Raw genomic sequence first — 19,287 nt, 5'->3', positions numbered from 1 at the left:
TGAGCGGTAATTTTTTCAATGAGTTGATTTTGTTTGTCCTGCGATTTAAACTTCATAATAGAGCGTCCTCCTGGATGATGGAATTTTTAGGGCTATGACCCGTTGCGTACTTCCATCGTACCGRGGCGCTCGTTTTTTTGCAAAGCGGATATTTAACGCTCTACAGGAATGCTAACAGTTGTGTATGACTTCGAAAAATCAAGGATAACTTGGAGATTCAACCACCAATTATGGTTAAAGTAACGAATTTTATAAACAATGTAATGGGCCTAAGAAGGTTGATTAGATGCATTTTAAAGACTGGCTATGCACAATGCACTAACAGCTGTGTATGAATGCAATATGAATGTTGCGGAATGATGTCGAAGGTTGTAATTATGCACAGGAAGATTCTGTTTTGTGCGGTAGTGATGTGATAACACTGTGGATATGTAATGATTTTAGTTATCCACAACGGGATAACTCGGAATTCTGAAGTGTGATATTGTGCATAAATGTCCGGACTGCGTATGAGGAATGAATTTGAAATCATATATTATAATAGACAGATTAGTTCTGATTCGATCTTCTCTCTGTAGATGCTGAAAAATACTCCATTCATTTAGATGTAATTTGTAAGTAAGTACGTTGTTACTCTATGTTGGGCTGGTTGGCTGTGAAGTACTCCTTCTCGTTCATAACGTTGAAGCCAATCTATGGCGGTGCGGTTGGTAATTTGGAACTCACGTGCGACCTCACTTGGTTTAAGTTTTCCATCGCGTCGCATGCCCATTTGGATAAGAAGCTGTTTGCGCATTTCCCATAGATTACTGGATTTCCCGCAATCGCCGCTATAAGTCAATGACCACCAGTGACCGATTGCTTGCTTTAACTGAAACATGCATCGCTGTGGATGATTCGCTACCTGCCAAGCCGAGAAACGGAGAATGATCCAGCCGGATAGGACGAGATCATTTTGACGCAGAAGATGATCATTGAACTCGCCAGGATTGGAGAAAATAGATTAGTTTATGTTGGAAACGAAAACACCCCGACCACAACGCTCAGCGCTGCAGCCGGGGTGTGCTTCACTCCCGAATCTATACCAACATCATAACGAATCGCAGATAACTGAGCAAGTCTTTGATAAAAAAACTTGCTCGAATAATGATATTCGATGAAGAGTAGTGTAAAAGTCGTTAGTAGTTGTAATAGGATGCCTCTAACGACTCTATTTCGAAAAACTATCGACGCTTAGTCGTAGGTGCACGAGGGCGACGATTGCGGCCGCTGCCTCCGCCTTTGTTGCTTGAGCCTCCGCCAGTTCCAGTCTTACGGCGCTTACGGCGTTTTGGTCTCCATTCTCCACCATCATCAGCGTCTGATTCATCAGCGGATTTTTTACCGAAGGAACCGAATATGACTTTGACTAGCGGTGCCATTTGGGAGACACTTGACATCACCTTCTGCACCTTTGTTACGGTCGTAAGAATACCATCAATTCCGCCGATTCGGTCTACAAAGCCTTTGATCTCACCCAAACTTGCAAGTGAGAAGCCTCCAGCTTTGGTTGCAGCAGTAGTTTCGACTAACCCAGATGATGTATCAGAGGATATAGGTAATAAGTCTTTCGCGGTATCTGGCAGCAACACTTGTGTGCCGTTCGGAACTTCTCCACCAAAATTAAAGCCGCTCGACTTCGCGCCAAATGATTTATGTGGGCCCTCTACTTGACGAAAACCGCCGTGCGCCTCGTTTTGCTGGTTGCTGGCACCGGGGTTATTGCGATAGTTCACACGGATCACAACCCTTTTTTTGTATTAGTCTATGGAGTAGGCAAACATATGGATTGGACGAATGACCCGGGTGCGGATATTTATTCTAGATGGATGCCCCATGCGAATCAACTGATTAGTTGAAGCTTGCTGGAGCATTCTTCTATTCTGTAAAGCGTGAATACGGTAATGTTTGAATAAATCCGCTAAAAAAGCTACAATAATAGCATTAGTTTCAATTAGGAGTGAATGTGTATGCAGCTCAAAAAGCTGAACGATAAAGCAGTAGACCAATTGTTCGAAGCGATCCTTACTTTGAAGTCTGTTGAGGAATGTTATGTTTTTTTTGACGACTTGTGTACGGTGAATGAAATCCAATCGTTATCGCAGCGCCTAGAGGTAGCACGCATGCTCGGCAAGGGCAGTACCTATAACGCGATAGAAGCGGAGACAGGGGCAAGTACGGCAACTATCTCAAGAGTGAAGCGTTGTTTGAACTATGGTAATGACGGGTATAAATTGGCTTTAGAGCGTCTAGGACGATAGGAAGTCAGCTATGAAAAAGCCAGGATTTCTTGTAATCAGTCATGGCTCCAGAGAGGCAGAATGGGTGCGGCTTGTCGATCAAGCAGTTGCAGCGGCTGCGTCTTCTTCTGCGTTATCTGACAAACCGGTTATTTCGTCATTTCTAGAAATTGTTGAAGGGCGACTTATTCAAGATGGTATCGACAAGCTTGAAGAGCTGGGTGTAACGGATATCTATGTGGTGCCTTTGTTCATATCCTCTGGCAGCACGCATGTCGATGAGATTGGACAAGCTTTCGGCTTACCATGGGTATCTGATTTAGAGGGCGACCTTGGAACCTTTCGAGTTGCTTCAAATATAACGTACGGTTTGCCAATTGATGCTGATCCAGAAATTGCCGAGCTGCTTGCAGTGAATATTGCTGAGCTATCGCAGGAGCCTTCGAAAGAAGCGCTGCTGCTCATTGGGCACGGCAGCAAGGAAAATGTGTTTCACGAGCGCTGGCAGCAAGGACTGACTTTGCTAAGCGAACGATTACGGTCGCTTGGAGGCTTCGCAAGAGCGGAGTACGCGATGCTGCTGCCTGATCAGGCTGCTGCAAAGCTTAAAGCGATGCAGCAGGAAAATCCTGAGGAAGCGGTCATTGCTGTGCCGCTTTTTTTGAGTCAAGGTTATTTTACAAATAAAGTGATTCCGACTCGGCTTGCCGGTCTTGAATACCGATACAACGGACTGGCTATGCTACCTCATCAGGCCATTGCACGGTGGCTCGAGAGACAAATGACGGAATGGTTGGCGCATGTGCGATAAATGTAGGGTGAACATGATAAAGTGAATACGATGTTGAACGGATTATTAGGGGTGAGCTATAATGCAAGCAATTAAACGAGCAAGACTTATCTATAACCCGACTTCAGGTAGAGAAGAAATGAAAAAACGTTTGCCGGATATTTTGAAAAGGCTGGAGCAGGGCGGCATCGAGACGAGCTGTCATGCGACAATAGGCGAAGGTGACGCGACGTTTGCTGCGTCCGAGGCAGCGGATCGTGACTATGATTTAATCATTGCCGCGGGCGGTGACGGGACGTTATATGAAGTTGTTAATGGGTTGGCGAACAAGCCGAACCGACCTCCGCTAGGGATTATTCCAGTAGGTACGACTAATGATTTTGCGCGGGCGATGGGTATTCCTAAGCATTGGGAGTACGCCTGTGACCTGATTATTCAGCAGTATACGCGGCCAGTTGATGTGGGTAAGTCGAATGATCGCTATTTTATAAATATTGCCGGTGGTGGTTCCTTGACGGAGCTGACCTATGATGTGCCGAGCAAGCTGAAGACGATGGTCGGGCAGCTGGCTTATTATATGAAGGGCATGGAGAAAATGACTCGTCTGAGGCCGACCCATTTGAAATTCGAAGCGGCCGGTATAGGTGAATTTGATGATGAGTTCATGATGTTTCTTATTTGCAACAGCAACTCCGTAGGCGGATTCGAACGGCTAGCACCGGAATCCTTGTTGGATGACGGATTGCTTGATGTGCTTCTTATAAAAAAATGCAACCTACCGGAGTTTATAAAGCTAGTGACGCTCGCACTGCGCGGTGAGCATTTCAATGACCCCCATGTCATTCATTTTCGGACGAATGAGCTAAAGGTGACAACACCAGACTACGTACAAATTAATTTGGACGGTGAATACGGTGGTGTGCTGCCATGCACATTCTCGGTGCTTCCGTCACATTTGCAAATTTTTGCGGATGAAATGGGTGTTTCGACGTACCGCTAAATTACGGTTAGTGTTAATTAAATGAAGGCATGATAGGTATGGATAGGTGAGCTTGAATAGGTGAAGGCAGAGCGGAGAGAGTTTATGAATAAAGGTAAAAATAGAGGCGGTAGACATAAGGGAGGATCGCGTAATGCTGGGACATCACCAGCAGTTGCGACTGATCTATCAAATGCACCGTTTCAAAAAAATGAAGAGGTCACAGTCGATATTATCGGCCTGACGCATGAAGGAGAAGGGGTAGGGCGCGCTGAAGGCTTTACCTTTTTTGTGCAAGGGGCGCTTCCAGGTGAGCGAGTACGCGCTAAAGTAATGAAGATGAAGAAGCAGTACGGATATGCTCGCTTGGAGGAATTGCTCCTGAAGAGCCCGTCACGTGTCGAGCCGCCTTGTGATATTTATAAGGAGTGCGGCGGCTGTCAGCTGCAGCACTTTGATTATCCCGCTCAGCTAGAGTGGAAGAAGCAGCATGTTGTGGACAATCTTGTGCGAATCGGGAAGCTCAATATGGAAGAAATTGTTGTCCATCCCACGATTGGTATGGATGAGCCTTGGCAGTATCGGAACAAAGCTCAGGTACCTGTTGGTGCAAGCTCAGTGGACGGACAATTGGTCGCAGGCTTTTACGCACGCGGCAGTCACCGCATTATCGACATGGACGATTGCCTTATTCAGCATGAGCATAATGATGAGGTCATAAGAGTTGTTAAGAGAATTGGGCGCGAGCTTGATGCTTCGACATACAACGAAGAGACGGGACGCGGTATTTTGCGTCATGTGATGGCGCGTACTGGCGTCGTGACGGGTGAGATCATGGTCGTTCTGGTCACGAATGGCAAGAAGCTGCCATCGGTGGATCGTTGGATTGAGCGCATTAGGCAGGAGCTGCCCGGCGTGAAGAGTATTGTGCAGAACGTGAACGAACGGAACACGAACGTAATCTTTGGAGATGAAACTCGCGTGCTTTGGGGCAGCGATGTTATATATGATGAGCTAGACGGTATTCGCTTCGCGATATCGGCGAGATCGTTCTATCAGGTGAACCCCTCGCAAACAGTGGAGCTATACCGCAAAGCGGTGGAGTATGCTGGGTTGACTGGAGCGGAGACGGTTATCGATGCATATTGCGGAATTGGAACGATATCCTTATTCCTAGCACGGCAAGCTGGCCGCGTCTACGGCGTAGAGATTGTGCCGGAAGCAATTGAGGATGCTGCACGCAATGCGGAGCTTAATGGTATAACGAATGCTTCGTTTGAAGCGGGACCTGCTGAGGTAGTCATACCACGTTGGCGCACGGAGGGGATTACAGCTGATGTAATCGTCGTCGATCCACCGAGAAAAGGCTGCGATCCTGCACTGCTTGATACGATTCTGGCTATGAAGCCGGAGAGAGTGGTTTATGTGAGCTGCAATCCGTCTACGCTTGCTAGGGATTTGCGAGTGCTGGAGGATGGCGGGTATAAGACGGTGGAGGTTACACCGGTGGATATGTTTCCGTGGACGGTTCATGTGGAATCGGTAGTATTGATGGTTCGAAATCAATAATGTGATGTGACATTATCGATAAATAAATTTTGCGACTTGCGTATAAGTCTAGCAGTAGGTGATAAAATCTCCTAAGGGAAGTGTTAAACAATGAATTTAGAAATGGTTATGCAGGAGCTTGAAGCTCTTGGCAAGGAACGAACCAAGAAAATTTACCAATCTAATGGCGCAAAAGAGCCGCTTTTTGGTGTTGCTACAGGCCAAATGAAGCCCATTTTCAAAAAAACAAAAATAAATCAACCGTTGGCTGAGCAGCTTTACGCTACAGGGAACTACGACGCTATGTATTTTGCCGGAATTATCGCAGATCCAAAAGCGATGACCGAAGCAGATTTTGAACGCTGGATCGATGGGGCTTATTTTTATATGCTGTMCGATTTTGTTGTTGCGGTAACCTTGGCAGAAGCAGATATTGCACAAGAAGTAGCTGATAAGTGGATCGCAAGCGGAGAAGAACTGAGAATGTCTGCGGGCTGGAGTTGTTACTGCTGGCTTTTGGGTAATCGACCGGATGATGAATTTTCCGAAAGCAAAATGGCCAATATGCTTGAAGTTGTGAAAAATACGATTCATGATTCTCCCGAACGAACGAAATACGCAATGAATAGTTTTATTTACACCGTAGGGGTATCCTATTTGCCACTCCATGATAAGGCGGTCGAGACCGCAAAGGCAGTAGGTCCGGTAGAAGTCAATCGGGACAAAACAAAAAGTAAGTTCCTACTCGCTTCCGATAATATTCAAAAGGCAGTAGTTAAAGAGCAACTTGGTTTCAAACGAAAACATGTAAGGTGTTGAGATTTTCTTCGATGATTGTATTGAGATATGAAACTCAAGTCCAGTGAGCAGCACTCCACACATGTCGAATGTGTAATATTGATGGTACGAAAATTAAAGAATGAGAAGTGACAGATTCGCTTAAGAAAGTAAAAGGACAGGCAGACAAGTCATGTGGAGTGCTTAATATTAATGGTTTTAAGAGAATAACAGAGATGTAACAGTTTGCTCAAAAGTATTGTTTATGTTAGTAGGCGGCTTAACTCAGTTGGTAGTCCAATATGCGTTCAGTATGAACATACCGTTGCGATTACAGATAATGGACCCCAAATACTTACTGTGCTATGACGATAGAGCGGCTTGTCTATTCAGGCGACCTTTTTGAATTATCTTCAAAAGGTTGTGGCTCAGTATCCGACAGGCAAAATCGTCATCGTGTTAGATAACACCCGCATTCATCATGCGAAGTTACTACAACCGTATTTAACCGAAGTAAAAGTTAATAAGTAATAACAGTGAGGTGACTTGTGATGGCAATTTCTCGGGAAGAACTCCTTCTCCTGTAACAGCGGTGAGGTTTTTTTGGCGAATAGATGCTGAGGCATTGTGTAATACAAAAGTAAACGGGTAGGAGCCGAATGCTCCTACCCGTTTACTTTTATTATCTGGCAATGACCGTGAAACCGTATTATTGAATTTTCACTTTGTGGTTTTCGTTTACAGGGATTTTTACATACAGAACTTTCTCTCCCGAATCGAAATAGTAACCACTTTTCTGTTTGTTCAATTCTTCTACACTGCCGGCTTTGGCATATTTGTTATTAGCCGCTTGCACTTTTTTCGGTTCTTCGGCATTATGCAGTTTAAGCGTGTAGGACTTAATATCGGATGCATACTTTTGAGTCTTTTTGTCCTGCTCGAACTCGATGTGGTTACCTTTCTTCTCCACATGGAATTCTGTGATATTATATTCACCTTGTTTGTAATCCAACGTTTCAGCATCGTCCTCGTAGAAGCTGTAGCTGGCTTTACCGTTCAGGTAAGTGTCAAGAATCAAGTTTTCCAGCTTCCTCTCATCCGTGTACTGCTCTACTTCCTGACGAGGGATGATCGAATTATTTTTCACGAAAATAGGTAGTGTTCCAAGATCAGCTTTAACTGAAATGGTCTGGTTACCGTCAAACTCTTTTCCTGTCCAGTAATCCACCCATGTCTCGCCTGCCGGCAGGTACACTTCACGGCTCGTTTGACCTTCTTGTACGACAGGTGCAAGCATGAGCGAATCACCGAACATGTACTGATCTTCAATGTTGTAGGTTTTCGCATCATCCTGGAACTGGTAAACAAGCGGTTGCTGAACCGGTTGACCGTTTTTGGCTGATTTATTGAATTGATTGTACAAGTACGGCATCAGTTCATAACGCATCGAAATGTACTTCCGACTGATATCTTCAACTTCTTTGCCGAATTGCCAAGGCTCCTGACCGCTAGCCACACCGGACTTCGCACTGTTATCGTAGTGGTCACGTGCGAACGGCAGGAAAGCGCCGACTTCGATCCATCTAGCAAATAATTCAGGTGTCGTAACATTTCCCGGCGATTTCGCAAAGCCACCAATATCATTTCCGACAAACGGAACACCGGACATTCCGACATTGGAGTTCATCGGAATCGACATTTGCAAATGCTCCCAGTTACTTACGTTGTCTCCTGTCCAAAGTGCAGCGTAGCGCTGTGTTCCTGCGTACATGTCACGGGTTAATACGAACGGACGGGTATTCGGTTTATGTTTTAGAGCACCTTGATAAGTTGCTTCCGCTTCATCGTGTCCGTAAAGATTGTGGTATTCCGAATGCAGTTTCTTCTCTCCATTGTCGCCTTCAAACACGATATCCAGCGGCATCGTATGAAATGGACCGTCAAAAACAGCAGGTTCGTTCATGTCGTTCCAGATACCGTCAACCCCTTCGTTATAAAGGGTACCCAGATTGTCAGCCCACCAGTTGCGGACATCCTTCTTCAGGAAGTTTGGGAAAGCGGATTTACCCGGCCACACTTCACCTATGAAAGTGGAACCGTCCGGATTTTTCGCCCAATAGTTATTTTGGGTTCCTTCTTGGTACATACGGTAGTTTTCGTCCTGTTTGACAGCAGGGTCATTGATTGTAACCGCGTGGAATCCCTGGCCTTTCAACGTCTTAAGCGCTTGTTTATACTGATCATTCCAAGTGAACACGCGGTAGCCATCCATGTAGTCGATGTCAAAATGCATCGTATCGAGCGGAATTTGTTTCTCACGGTATTTATTGGCCACACTCACAAGTTCTTCCGGTGTATATCCCCATTTGCTTTGATGGAATCCCAGCGACCACATTGGGGGAGTTTCCGGTTTTCCTGTAAGCTCGGTATATTGATCGATGACATCACCGATTTCCGGACCGTTGATAAAGTAATAAGTAAGCGTGCCGCCGTTGGCGTAGAAATAGTAATAATCGTCTTTTTCACTGGCCATTTCATAATAGGAGCGATACGTGTTGTCGAAGAAAATACCGTATGCTTTCTTATCTTTCAGACCTATGAAGAATGGAATGGACGTATACAGATATTTTGTATCCTTATTATAGGAATAAGCGTCCGTATTCCACATGCCAAGACTTTTGCCGCGTTTATTCAGCCCTCCTGATTGCTCACCGAATCCATAGAAATTTTCACTGGCATCGGTTTTCTTGAATACATATGGCTTCCCGTCTTCATAGCCTACACCTTGTGCTGCATCCTCGTTTATAACATTTCCCTGATTGTCCAAAAATTTGACACCGAACGAACTTTTATTAATTTTCACTGTCATTTCATTAGTAGATAGAGTGTATTCTTTATCCGTTTCTTCGGTCTTAAATTCAGGTGTTTCCCAATCCTTCTTAGCGATACCTGGGGAGATAAATTCTTCTTCACCGTTTTTCAATACCGAGACTTTCGCTATATCTTCATCGAATAGGCGGATATAGCCTTGGAAGTCTCCCAGGTTTAGCTTCACTCCGTTCTCCAAAGCTTCTAACGATTGTACGTATAGTGGCTTAAGATTCTGTTTGTCCAGCGGGGTATCCGCTTCAGGCTGCGTTATCGCAGCAAAAGCCACGTTGGCCGGAAGCGTGACCGCGGCCGTTCCTGTCAGCAGAGTCAGACACATAGCAGCTTGTGCCAGTTTTTTCGACATGCTCAAAACCTTTAACTTCTTTATCATAATTTCTCTCTCCCACTCCATTTAGTTTAGAAAGCAGACATACTCTTTCCAAAAGTAAAAACTCCGGTTTTCGGTGCCTACTACAAAGTTAGCAAGTAAAAACGGCATGAGCAATGGGGAAAACCTCCTATAGGCTTCCTTAACAAGTTGATTAACAGGAGAGAGAGGGTTCTCATATAGGTAGATCAATCAAAGCAAAACTAGTCCTGACATGGATTTATGCTTGTTCAAGTTTTTTTTGAGGATTAAATTTGAAGTGAATCATTACCAAAAAACATGTATATATATGGAAAAACGTAGTTCTATAGGGCTACGGGTTAGACATTTCAAAAAGTACATGATATGAGGATCAACCTTTATTAATATTGAATTTCGTAAAATAAGACACTTCAACCGACTATTTTGGGATTATTGTATGGTTTTATTAAAATCAAACTTTGACTTACTAAATTTTAGGTAAAAATAGGAGGGGGTAATATATTATGCCTTTATGAAAATATAAAACACTTTATTGTTTGGGAATACGTGTTAGCAAAGAAAAATGTGAGATGGCTTATCAGAATTGCTGCTTGAGACATTTGATTGTAGAGTCGTTTTTCGGATAATGTTAAGAAACTTTGGATAGGAGTGAGAGAAATGAGAGGTTTCAGGATGATGCGGCTGGTTGCGGGTCTTGCGTTCAGCGGGGTTATATTGATTATATCGACTTGTGGGAATGCTGCTGACAACGTTGCTGATTTTCGAAAGGATGTCGAGATTCAAAGAGGTTCACTGCTTGAGGAGCTGTCTACGGATAAGGCGGCTTATAAACCCGAAGAGGACGTCCAATTTTCTTTAAAATTAAAGGAGCGCGCCTTCGGGGGGAGATTCCATATTCGTTATTTGCACATGGACCAGATCGTGAAGGAAGAATGGCTGGAAACGGAAGGAAATCAGCTGACTTGGAGCTGGAGACCGCCGAAGGACGAAGGAAGAGGTTACATGGTCGAAGTGTTCTATGAGGAAGACGGTAAGGCGGGCGAACAAATGAATATTGCTGTGGACGTTTCCTCTGACTGGGGGGAATTTCCTCGTTACGGTTATTTGGCGGATTTCTCGGCCATGAATCAGGGCGATATGTCTCTAGTAATCGAACGTTTAAACCGGTTCCATATTAACGGCGTCCAATTCTACGACTGGCAATATAAGCATCAAGAGCCTATTCCCTTCCAAGACGGCAAGCCTGTGCGGGAATGGAAAAATATTGCTAACCGTTCTGTAGCGTTCGATACGGTAAAGGGCTATATCGACCTGGCTCACAATCGCAACATGAAGGCAATGAACTACAACTTGCTGTTCGGGGCTTATGCCGATGCGGAAAAAGACGGTGTGAAGAGGGAGTGGGGGTTGTTCAAGGATCCAATTCCTATGAATCAAGATAAACACCCTCTTCCGAAAGAGTGGGCAAGTGATATTTATATGTATGATCCCTCTAATTCGGAGTGGCAGAACTACTTGATCGACAAGGAACTCAAAACTTTCGGATCTCTTCCGTTTGACGGTTGGCATGTAGACCAGTTGGGGGACAGGGGCAAGCTGTGGAACTATGACGGCAAAAGCGTTAATATGGCTGAGACTTATCCGGCTTTCTTGAATACAGCCAAAGAGAGGCTGGATGTGGATTATGTCATGAACGCAGTCGGCCAGTTCGGCCAGGAGTTTATTGCCCGGGAAGCTCCCGTCAAATTTCTATATACCGAAGTGTGGGGCAATCACCCGGGCTATCAGAACTTGAAAGAAGTGATTGATGAAAATTCAAAGTACAGCGGGAACCAGCTAAACACGGTTTTGGCCGCTTATATGAATTATCATTTATCCGATTCACCGGGCGAGTTCAATACACCGGGGGTCCTGCTGACGGATGCGGTGATTTTCGCTTCCGGAGGATCTCATCTGGAGCTTGGGGAAAACATGTTGTCCAAAGAATATTTCCCTCATAAGAATCTAAGCCTGTCTCCGGATTTGGAAGAACAGCTGATCCACTATTACGATTTTCTGGTAGCTTATCAGAATCTGCTGCGGGATCACACGGAAGATTCAATACTGAAAGCCGAGGGAATGGGAGAACCTTCCGTTTCGGATCAAGCTGAGCAAGGTAAAGTGTGGTCCTTCACGAAACGGAAGGATGGTAAAGACATCTTTCATTTCATTAATTTCACAGATGCTTCCACTATGGATTGGAGTGATGACAACGGAAAGCAGGCGGAGCAGACAGAGAGGCTGAATGTTAAGGTTTCTGTGAAAATGGATAAACCGGTTGCCAAAGTATGGTTCGCTTCCCCTGATTATAACAAGGGCTCACCGCAATCTTTAGCGTTCTCGCAGCGGGACGGCATATTACAATGGGAGCTGCCCAAGCTGAAATATTGGGACATGGCGGTTGTCGAGTATAAGGAGTAGAGGGTTCATTTCCTGCAAATTACATTGGTATTGCATCTTTCATCGTGTACACTCTTAGGAAGAAACAAAATAGGAGGTACTATGTTTCAAAAATTCAGAATATCAARTCGCTTCACGGCTAAGATCATACTGATCCTCCTGCTCGTTATTTTAATCCCGACCATTTTTACCAGCTGGTCCTTCTACTGGGTAGCCGACTCCATCCTGAAGAAAAACGTACGGGAGTCCACCCTTCAAATCGCCGAGCAAACGGCGGAGTCGCTCTCTTTTATTTTAAACGTGGGAGTAGATACCTCCGATTTTTTTTCCAGCGATCCAAACATTCAACGCGCTGCTTTGCAAGTAATCAGCAGTCCTTCGTACGAAGAAAACAGGAATTTGGAATATATTAATATTTTGCTGAACAACTATGTCTATTCTAATTCCTTCGTCAAAATCGTTTATTTATTGACAGAGGAGGGTAGAGGGTGGGGCAGCGGCACGTTTTCCGACTCTGGACTTAAGCAGTTACATCTTTCAGATATGGAATGGGTGAAAGAAGTCAAAAGAAAAGACGGAGAGCTGATTTGGCAGGGCCTTCAGTATGACCATTTCAGCGGAGGCGGTGTCAATACGGACCTCGTTTTGCCTGTCGGAAGGGTTCTGAAGGATTTTAATACAATGCGTAATATCGGACTGGTGCAGGTTCAGTTGGACGGGCAGTCGATTTTGAATACGATCCGGCAGCCGAAACTCGGGGATACGGGAAAGTTTTTCGTTGTGGATTCCAAAGGGAGACTCATGATTGATTCCAACCTCGAAATGATTAACCAGAAAGTGAAGAATCCCGACTTGTATCAAAGGATTGTGAGCGATGACGCAGTGGAATTTGAGTTTGACATGAAAGGGGTGCCTTATTACGGGGTTAAGCAGCTGCTGAGCAACGGTTGGATGATTGTAGGGACTGTTCCGGTCGATGAAATCAGCGGACAGCTGGAACATCTCCAGACCTGGATATTGTTGTCTTCCGCGGTTTTCTCCATGATTGCTATCGGTATTGGGCTTTTCATAGCAGGATGGGTGACCAAACCCGTAAAACAACTTACCCAAAGTATGCTTCACGTTCAACAAGGAGACCTAAACGTAAGGGCGGTCGTTCGAACCTCTGATGAAATCGGCTTTTTGAGCAAGCAGTTTAATAAAATGCTGCACAAAATCGGGAATTTAATGCAGCAGGTGGAGGATGAACAAAGCGAGAAGCATCATGCTGAACTTCGGGTTGTCATGCACCGGGTTCATCCCCACTTTCTTTATAATACTCTCAGCACACTGCGGTGGCTTATTGATTCCGGCCAGAACGACCGGGCATCTAAAGTTCTGCACGCGCTAAACCATTTGCTCGAAGCTAATATGGGCAAAAGCGGGAGTATGATACCGGTGGAAGAGGAACTGGATATCATCCGGAAGTACTTGATCATTTTGGAGCTTCGCTACGAGAAAACATTTGATCTAGAGCTGGACGTTGAACCGGGTTCTGAGAAGTTTATGATTCCCCGCATGCTGCTGCAGCCATTGGTGGAAAATGCCATATTTCATGGGATCGTACCCAAAAATACGGGTGGCCGGATCTCGATAAGAATTCGTATGTGTAGAGGAGAGTTGGAATTTCTAGTAGAAGATGATGGTTTAGGTATTGGGGATGAAAAGCTAAAAGTATTGAACGACCCGGGGACTGCTGTTGAAAATGGAGAAGTTGGCATCGGTCTGCGCCATATCTATGACTCGTTGCGGCTTTATTATGCTCGAAATTGGGAATGGTCTATTGTAAGCAGAATCGGCCAAGGAACCGCAGTACGCATTTTGTTAAAAAAACTTGTGGAATCGGCATCTGAGAACTAGCAGATCAAGGGGGAATATCATGTATAGAGTTCTTATTGTAGACGACGAGCCTGTCATCCGCAACGGTATCAGTGCGTATATCGATTGGGAAAAGGAAGGGATGATGGTTGAAGACCATTACGCTAACGGTGAGGAGGCATTGTCTGCTTTAGAAAGTCTTTCCTTCGATATTCTTATCACAGATATCAAAATGCCTTTGCTGAACGGCATTCAACTGATGAAACAAGCGCTGGCGCTTTGCCCTTGGCTAAAGGTGATCTTGATCAGCAATTATAGTGATTTTGAATACGTGAAAGAAGGACTTAAGCTGGGCGCCGTCGATTATTTGTTAAAGCTGACCTTGAAGCGAGAAGACCTTCTTGCCGTCCTTCGCCGCAGTATTTCGATGCTGGAGGAAGAAAGGAGAAGGGATTCCGAATTGAATCATTACCAACAAGGGGCTCTCTTTCTGGACCGAAAGCGTGTCGAACAGGAAATCAAAAGATACATCGTCCAAGAACAGACCTTTCCTGAGTCAACCGTTTGGGCTCCGGCATGGTTGGGGGATTCCTATACCTGTGTTTATCTTATGCTGGATGCCGCTGAGGAATGGAGAGAAAATTATGGATATATGTATGTGCAGCTGTTGCTTGAGGAACTGCAGGAAGCGTTTTATTTGCAGATAAGGGAAGGAAGCGCACTGCTGGTGTCCGAAAGCAGCCTGTTTCTCATCTTACCGGATCTCGAAGGGGAGGTTGAACAACAGCTCGACCAGTGGAAGCGGCAGCTCGAAGCGAAATGGGGAATTTCGACGTCGGTCGGCTTCGCCAAAGAGCAAGGAGTGAGCCGAATTCTTAAGGGGTATGCCGAGAGCAGTTTAGCCTGCCAAAGACGATTTTTTGAAGGGTTGGGCGGCTTGTATCGAGGCAGCGGATCGGAAACCAATCCTGTTCAAACGTTAACAGATAGAGAACTAAATCATGATTGGACTCCCTTTTTTGAGACGATTCATAACGGTGATCCGGCTTCATCCGCGGTTGATTTTGYGCTTGAACGCTGGAAGAGCGGGATCTTGAACCCGGGAGAAGTACAGCTGGAGGCGCACACCCTGCTTTCAGGCGCTTATCAGCTGCATGCAGACGCAGGGACCCTGCACTCTGAACAGTATGAACTGCTTTCCAAGACAGAAACATTGGAACAACTGGCATCATTCATGATTGGTGAGCTGGAGGAGATGGGCAAGTCTTTTATTCCTAAATTGTCCGATAACGGTTACAGCGGGCAGCTAATCACGAAGGCGCTGGAATATATAGCTGCCCATTATACCGAGAACTTGACGCTCCAAAGTGTAGCGGATATCATTCATCTCAGTAAAAGTTACTTCAGCCATTTATTCAAAAAACAAACCGAACGAAACTTTATCGATTATCTGATCGAGCTACGGATTCGGGAGGCGAAGCGGCTGCTTACGCAAAATGACTGCCGGATTTACGATGTGGCCGGAGCCGCGGGATTTAAAGACGTAAAATATTTCAGCAAGGTGTTCAAAAAAATAACAGGACTTACTCCTATAGAATATAGGGAAAGCATGAAATGATAGTTCCCGCACACCGATTAAGAAAGGAGAATTACCTTGTGGCCATCCGGTGGATATCCTTTTTACTGACTCTAGTGTTAACGGCCGGGTGTGGGAGTCCGTCCGTGATCTCGGATCCAAATAATGTTCAAACGCTCCACAGAAAGGATACAACCGTTATTACCTTCTGGCATACCTACAACGATGCAGAAACCCGGCTGTTAGTGCAAGAATTGATTCCGGCTTTTGAGAGCAAGAACCCGGGCATTCGGGTCAATTACATTAACTTAGCCAACAATAACGAACTAAAGTACAGTTTGATTGGACGGGCCTCCTCCAATCGTGGTCCGGATGTGGTACGAATGGACATCTCTTGGGTGCCAGAGTTCTCACATAAAGGGCTCCTTGAACCATTAAATGGGTTCCCGGGATTCGAACTTCTGCTCCAAACGTTTCACCATAAGGACATGAGCGTTGGTTTTTATAAGAATCAATATTACTCTCTGCCGCTTAATTTATATACCAAGTCGGCCATTTTTAACCGGGAGCTTCTGGAGCGGGCTGGATATTCAGAACCTCCACGTACCATGGATGAAGTTCTGGAGCTTGCTCGTACGCATMACTTCACAATTGGCTTGGGGGGATTGGAGGCTTGGGATACACTTCCGTACCTTTTCAGCCTTGGAGGCTCGTTTATGGATGAGAATTACACCAGGGCTTCCGGATTTTTGAACAGCAAAGCCACCATCCAGGCGGTGGAGAAACTGGTTGGTCTTTATAAGGAAGACCTGATTCATCTTTCTGCGGTGACCCTAAACGGCGATAACTGGAGGGAAGTACGGAACGGAAACATGATTTTAACGGACGAAGCGCCGTGGTTTTACAGATTATTGAAAGACTCGGAAATGAAACAAGCTCTTCAGCAGACCTTACCTGTACCTTTTCTAAAGGGGAATGGCCCGTCTTCGATTATTGGCGGTGAAAACTTAGTCATTATGAAGGGCAGCAAACATCCTGCGGAGGCGTGGGCTTTTATGAAATGGATGACAGGAAAGGAAGCTCAGCTGATCATGGCACGAGCCGGTTTAATCCCGACTAACAGGGAGGCGGTTAAAGCGCTGAGTCTAGACAAGGATTCTTACCTTTACCCCTACATGGAAGCTATGAATGATACCTTTCTGAGGCCGACTGTGAAAAACTGGAGCAGAATCGACGAAGTGTATACCTTGTACCTGCATAAAATATTTATGGGTGAACTGCCCGTTAAGGTTGGATTAGATCGTGCGGCGGCTGAAATAGATAAACTCTTGGAAGATTCTGATTGACATATCTTAAAGCCCTTGTAAATCAAGGCTTTAGCCCGCTGAGTTCGAGGGGGACCCAATTACCTATGTTCCCGCTTACGGGGCACGTGGAGTGTGTAGTGTCATTATATCGTGTTTGCAAATAAAGGGAATTACTATTCCCTTTATCATCATCTATTTCATATCGATAACGAATGAGCTCATGCTGAGATAGCGTGAGCTTTATTATATTCTGGCCATATTAAAGCACGATGGTGAACTCTGAGCTATTTGGCAGCATGGAAAGTAGTATGGAGATCGTTTAGTGGTAATGAGTTTGACCAAATCAATAATAATAGTAAGAGAGATACGGATGCTCTCCAGAGTGAAGTAAATCTATAAATGGAATTATTTGTATTAAAAAAGTTATTACGATCCAACATAATATAATGAAAATTTAGATTTCTTCAAAAGAACTAGAAAAAAAGAAAATATAATTTGTCATGCACCTAAATTATTTGTTATACTAATTCACAGTGAATTCGTCGGAAATAAGTGACTTCATAAATAGATATATTTAGAACTAGGCAACTAGTGCTCCAGGAGGGTCTAGATTGATTAAACTCATTGACTTACACAAGCTGTACAAAACGAATAAAGGCACAGTCGTTGGCGTCGACCACGTCAATCTTCATATCGCCAAAGGTGAAATATTTGGAATCGTCGGTTATAGCGGTGCGGGCAAAAGCTCAGTGCTGCGTTGCATCAACCTGCTTGAGAAGCCAACCTCTGGCAAAGTGCTGGTGAACGGCGTTGACCTGACTGCTTTGGGTAAAAACGAGCTGAGAGTGGCTCGTCAAAAGATCGGCATGATCTTTCAACATTTTTATCTTATAGGAAGCAAGACTGTATTCGAGAACGTTGCGTTTGCACTGGAAGCGGCGGATACGCCAAAGTCAGCTATTCAAAGCAAAGTGTCGGAGCTGCTTCAGCTCGTTGGTCTTGCGGATAAGATGGACAGTTACCCTGCTCAATTAAGCGGAGGTCAAAAACAGCGTGTCGGTATCGCGCGCGCTCTGGCCAATGATCCTCAAGTGCTGTTATGCGACGAAGCAACGTCAGCGCTTGACCCGACGACCACTCAGTCCATTCTGTCACTGCTTCGAGAGATAAATCGTAAGCTTGGGCTTACCATTGTACTTATCACACATGAGATGGAAGTCGTGAAGGAGCTATGCCACCGAGTTGCTATTATGCAGGATGGCAAAGTGATTGAGGATGGCGGCGTATATGAGGTTTTCGCAAATCCGGTACAGCCTCTGACTCAGGAATTTATTAATAGTGTGCTGGAATTTAAGCTGCCGACGAAACTATGGGAGAAGCTTAATCCATCCAGTAAGGTGCTAAAGATCTTGTTTCGCGACGATGCGGCAGAACAAGCGATTATTTCGGATTTGCTGAAAAAGAGCGGTATTCAAGCGAATATTTTGCACGGAAAAATCGATTATATTGGTGAAAAGCCTCTCGGAACCTTCATTATGGAAGTGACCGGAACGAATGAGGAAGTCGAATCAGCTATCCGTTATTTAAATGATCGTTCTTGCATCGTGGAGGTGGTTGAGCATGCTTAGCTCCTTGATGGAAATGTTTCCCGATATAGTAAAAGCGTTTAATGAAACGCTCTACATGGTTGGTATCTCACTGTTGATTGCTTTCGTTCTCGGCCTGCCGCTTGGCGTGCTGTTGTTTATTAGCAGCAAGGGGCTATTCTCAGAGAACCGTGCTATTAATATGATTTTGGGCGTGATTTCGAATATTGTACGTTCGATCCCGTTCTTAATTTTACTTGTGTTGCTGCTTAAATTTACGCAATTTTTACTTGGAACTACGATTGGTCCAGCAGCCGCAGCTGTTCCGCTCTCCGTTGCAGCCATTCCTTTCTATGCGCGTTTGGTAGAAAATTCCCTTAGAGAAGTGAATAAAGGAATTATTGAAGCAGCGATAGCAATGGGCGCAAGGCCTTGGCTTATTATCCGCAAGGTACTGCTTCCAGAAGCAAGGTCAGGTATGATCTCGGGCCTTACGATAACGGCCATCAGTTTGCTTGGCTTCTCTGCGATGGCGGGTACGGTCGGCGGCGGCGGTATCGGAGATCTGGCTATTCGATACGGTTATTATCGTTATGATAATGAAGTCCTGTTCACAACGGTTATTCTTCTTATCGTGATTGTCCAAATTATTCAATTTATTGGAGATTGGGCCTCTCGTAAAGTAGATAAACGTTAAGATAAATTATTCTTACAACTTAGAAAAGGGGATCATATCATTGAAAAAGCAATTAACGATCGTTACGTTGTGCATCCTGTTGATGTCAATGCTGGCCGCATGCGGCAGCAACAATAAGGAAGAAGGATCAGGTTCTAACGAAGGAACTGCCGAGCAGAAAAAATCGATTAAAATTGGAGCAACAGCTGGTCCATACAGTGACATGGCATGG

The 19,287-nt window shown here is 44.9% G+C and carries 13 protein-coding genes; 11 read left to right on the top strand and 2 right to left on the bottom strand.

Going from position 1 to position 19,287, the window contains the following annotated elements:
• Nucleotides 1–1,223: 1,223 nt before the first annotated feature.
• Nucleotides 1,224–1,775, bottom strand: a complete 552-nt coding sequence (locus tag AC1DWN_RS13155) for a hypothetical protein (protein WP_477559351.1) — start codon at nucleotides 1,773–1,775, stop codon at nucleotides 1,224–1,226.
• A gap of 234 nt (nucleotides 1,776–2,009) precedes the next feature.
• On the opposite strand from AC1DWN_RS13155, the gene AC1DWN_RS13150 reads away from it, so the two are divergent.
• From AC1DWN_RS13150 to AC1DWN_RS13130, 5 genes are all read left to right on the top strand, one after another.
• Complete coding sequence (locus AC1DWN_RS13150) at nucleotides 2,010–2,300, top strand: YerC/YecD family TrpR-related protein (RefSeq protein ID WP_477559350.1); 291 nt, start codon at nucleotides 2,010–2,012, stop codon at nucleotides 2,298–2,300.
• Nucleotides 2,301–2,310: 10 nt separating this feature from the next.
• Complete coding sequence (locus AC1DWN_RS13145) at nucleotides 2,311–3,090, top strand: sirohydrochlorin chelatase (RefSeq protein WP_477559349.1); 780 nt, start codon at nucleotides 2,311–2,313, stop codon at nucleotides 3,088–3,090.
• A 61-nt stretch (nucleotides 3,091–3,151) separates the two neighbouring features.
• Nucleotides 3,152–4,069, top strand: coding sequence for a diacylglycerol kinase (locus AC1DWN_RS13140; protein ID WP_477559348.1), 918 nt, complete (start codon nucleotides 3,152–3,154; stop codon nucleotides 4,067–4,069).
• An 84-nt stretch (nucleotides 4,070–4,153) separates the two neighbouring features.
• Nucleotides 4,154–5,617 (top strand): 23S rRNA (uracil(1939)-C(5))-methyltransferase RlmD, encoded by a 1,464-nt coding sequence (gene rlmD, locus AC1DWN_RS13135; RefSeq protein WP_477559347.1) that lies wholly within the window; start codon nucleotides 4,154–4,156, stop codon nucleotides 5,615–5,617.
• Between the two features lie 90 nt (nucleotides 5,618–5,707).
• On the top strand, nucleotides 5,708–6,415 hold the full coding sequence (locus AC1DWN_RS13130; protein ID WP_477559346.1) for a DNA alkylation repair protein: 708 nt from the start codon (nucleotides 5,708–5,710) through the stop codon (nucleotides 6,413–6,415).
• A gap of 667 nt (nucleotides 6,416–7,082) precedes the next feature.
• On the opposite strand, the gene AC1DWN_RS13125 is transcribed toward AC1DWN_RS13130, so the two are convergent.
• Nucleotides 7,083–9,635, bottom strand: a complete 2,553-nt coding sequence (locus AC1DWN_RS13125; RefSeq protein ID WP_477559345.1) for a glycoside hydrolase family 31 protein — start codon at nucleotides 9,633–9,635, stop codon at nucleotides 7,083–7,085.
• Nucleotides 9,636–10,271: 636 nt separating this feature from the next.
• Here AC1DWN_RS13125 and AC1DWN_RS13120 point away from each other — a divergent pair.
• From AC1DWN_RS13120 to AC1DWN_RS13095, 6 genes are all read left to right on the top strand, one after another.
• Nucleotides 10,272–12,074: a glycoside hydrolase family 66 protein gene (locus tag AC1DWN_RS13120; protein WP_477559344.1), complete on the top strand. Its 1,803-nt coding sequence runs from the start codon at nucleotides 10,272–10,274 to the stop codon at nucleotides 12,072–12,074.
• 81 nt (nucleotides 12,075–12,155) lie between these two features.
• Nucleotides 12,156–13,952 carry a cache domain-containing sensor histidine kinase gene (locus AC1DWN_RS13115; protein ID WP_477559343.1) on the top strand — a complete coding sequence of 599 codons (1,797 nt, stop codon included), beginning with the start codon at nucleotides 12,156–12,158 and terminating at the stop codon, nucleotides 13,950–13,952.
• A 19-nt stretch (nucleotides 13,953–13,971) separates the two neighbouring features.
• Entirely contained in the window at nucleotides 13,972–15,528 is a 1,557-nt protein-coding gene (locus AC1DWN_RS13110) for a response regulator transcription factor (protein ID WP_477559342.1), read from the top strand.
• A 38-nt stretch (nucleotides 15,529–15,566) separates the two neighbouring features.
• Complete coding sequence (locus tag AC1DWN_RS13105; protein ID WP_477559341.1) at nucleotides 15,567–16,832, top strand: extracellular solute-binding protein; 1,266 nt, start codon at nucleotides 15,567–15,569, stop codon at nucleotides 16,830–16,832.
• A gap of 572 nt (nucleotides 16,833–17,404) precedes the next feature.
• The gene (locus tag AC1DWN_RS13100) at nucleotides 17,405–18,421 is read left to right on the top strand and encodes a methionine ABC transporter ATP-binding protein (RefSeq protein WP_477559340.1); all 1,017 of its coding nucleotides are present in this window, start codon (nucleotides 17,405–17,407) and stop codon (nucleotides 18,419–18,421) included.
• On the top strand, nucleotides 18,414–19,076 hold the full coding sequence (locus tag AC1DWN_RS13095; RefSeq protein ID WP_477559339.1) for a methionine ABC transporter permease: 663 nt from the start codon (nucleotides 18,414–18,416) through the stop codon (nucleotides 19,074–19,076). Before AC1DWN_RS13100 ends, AC1DWN_RS13095 begins: the two co-directional genes overlap by 8 nt.
• The last annotated feature ends 211 nt before the right edge of the window (nucleotides 19,077–19,287 follow it).

Source organism: Paenibacillus sp. P4_A7 (genome assembly GCF_056402455.1).
Note: the sequence above shows the minus strand (reverse complement) of the source record. Positions and strands in the feature narration are given on the sequence as shown.

Bases quoted from the DNA above. Each gene is read 5' to 3' on its own strand.
- AC1DWN_RS13150 (WP_477559350.1), top strand. From the start codon at position 2,010: ATGCAGCTCAAAAAGCTGAACGATAAAGCAGTAGACCAATTGTTCGAA.
- AC1DWN_RS13145 (WP_477559349.1), top strand. From the start codon at position 2,311: ATGAAAAAGCCAGGATTTCTTGTAATCAGTCATGGCTCCAGAGAGGCA.
- AC1DWN_RS13140 (WP_477559348.1), top strand. From the start codon at position 3,152: ATGCAAGCAATTAAACGAGCAAGACTTATCTATAACCCGACTTCAGGT.
- rlmD (WP_477559347.1), top strand. From the start codon at position 4,154: ATGAATAAAGGTAAAAATAGAGGCGGTAGACATAAGGGAGGATCGCGT.
- AC1DWN_RS13125 (WP_477559345.1), bottom strand. From the start codon at position 9,635: ATGATAAAGAAGTTAAAGGTTTTGAGCATGTCGAAAAAACTGGCACAA.
- AC1DWN_RS13120 (WP_477559344.1), top strand. From the start codon at position 10,272: ATGAGAGGTTTCAGGATGATGCGGCTGGTTGCGGGTCTTGCGTTCAGC.
- AC1DWN_RS13095 (WP_477559339.1), top strand. From the start codon at position 18,414: ATGCTTAGCTCCTTGATGGAAATGTTTCCCGATATAGTAAAAGCGTTT.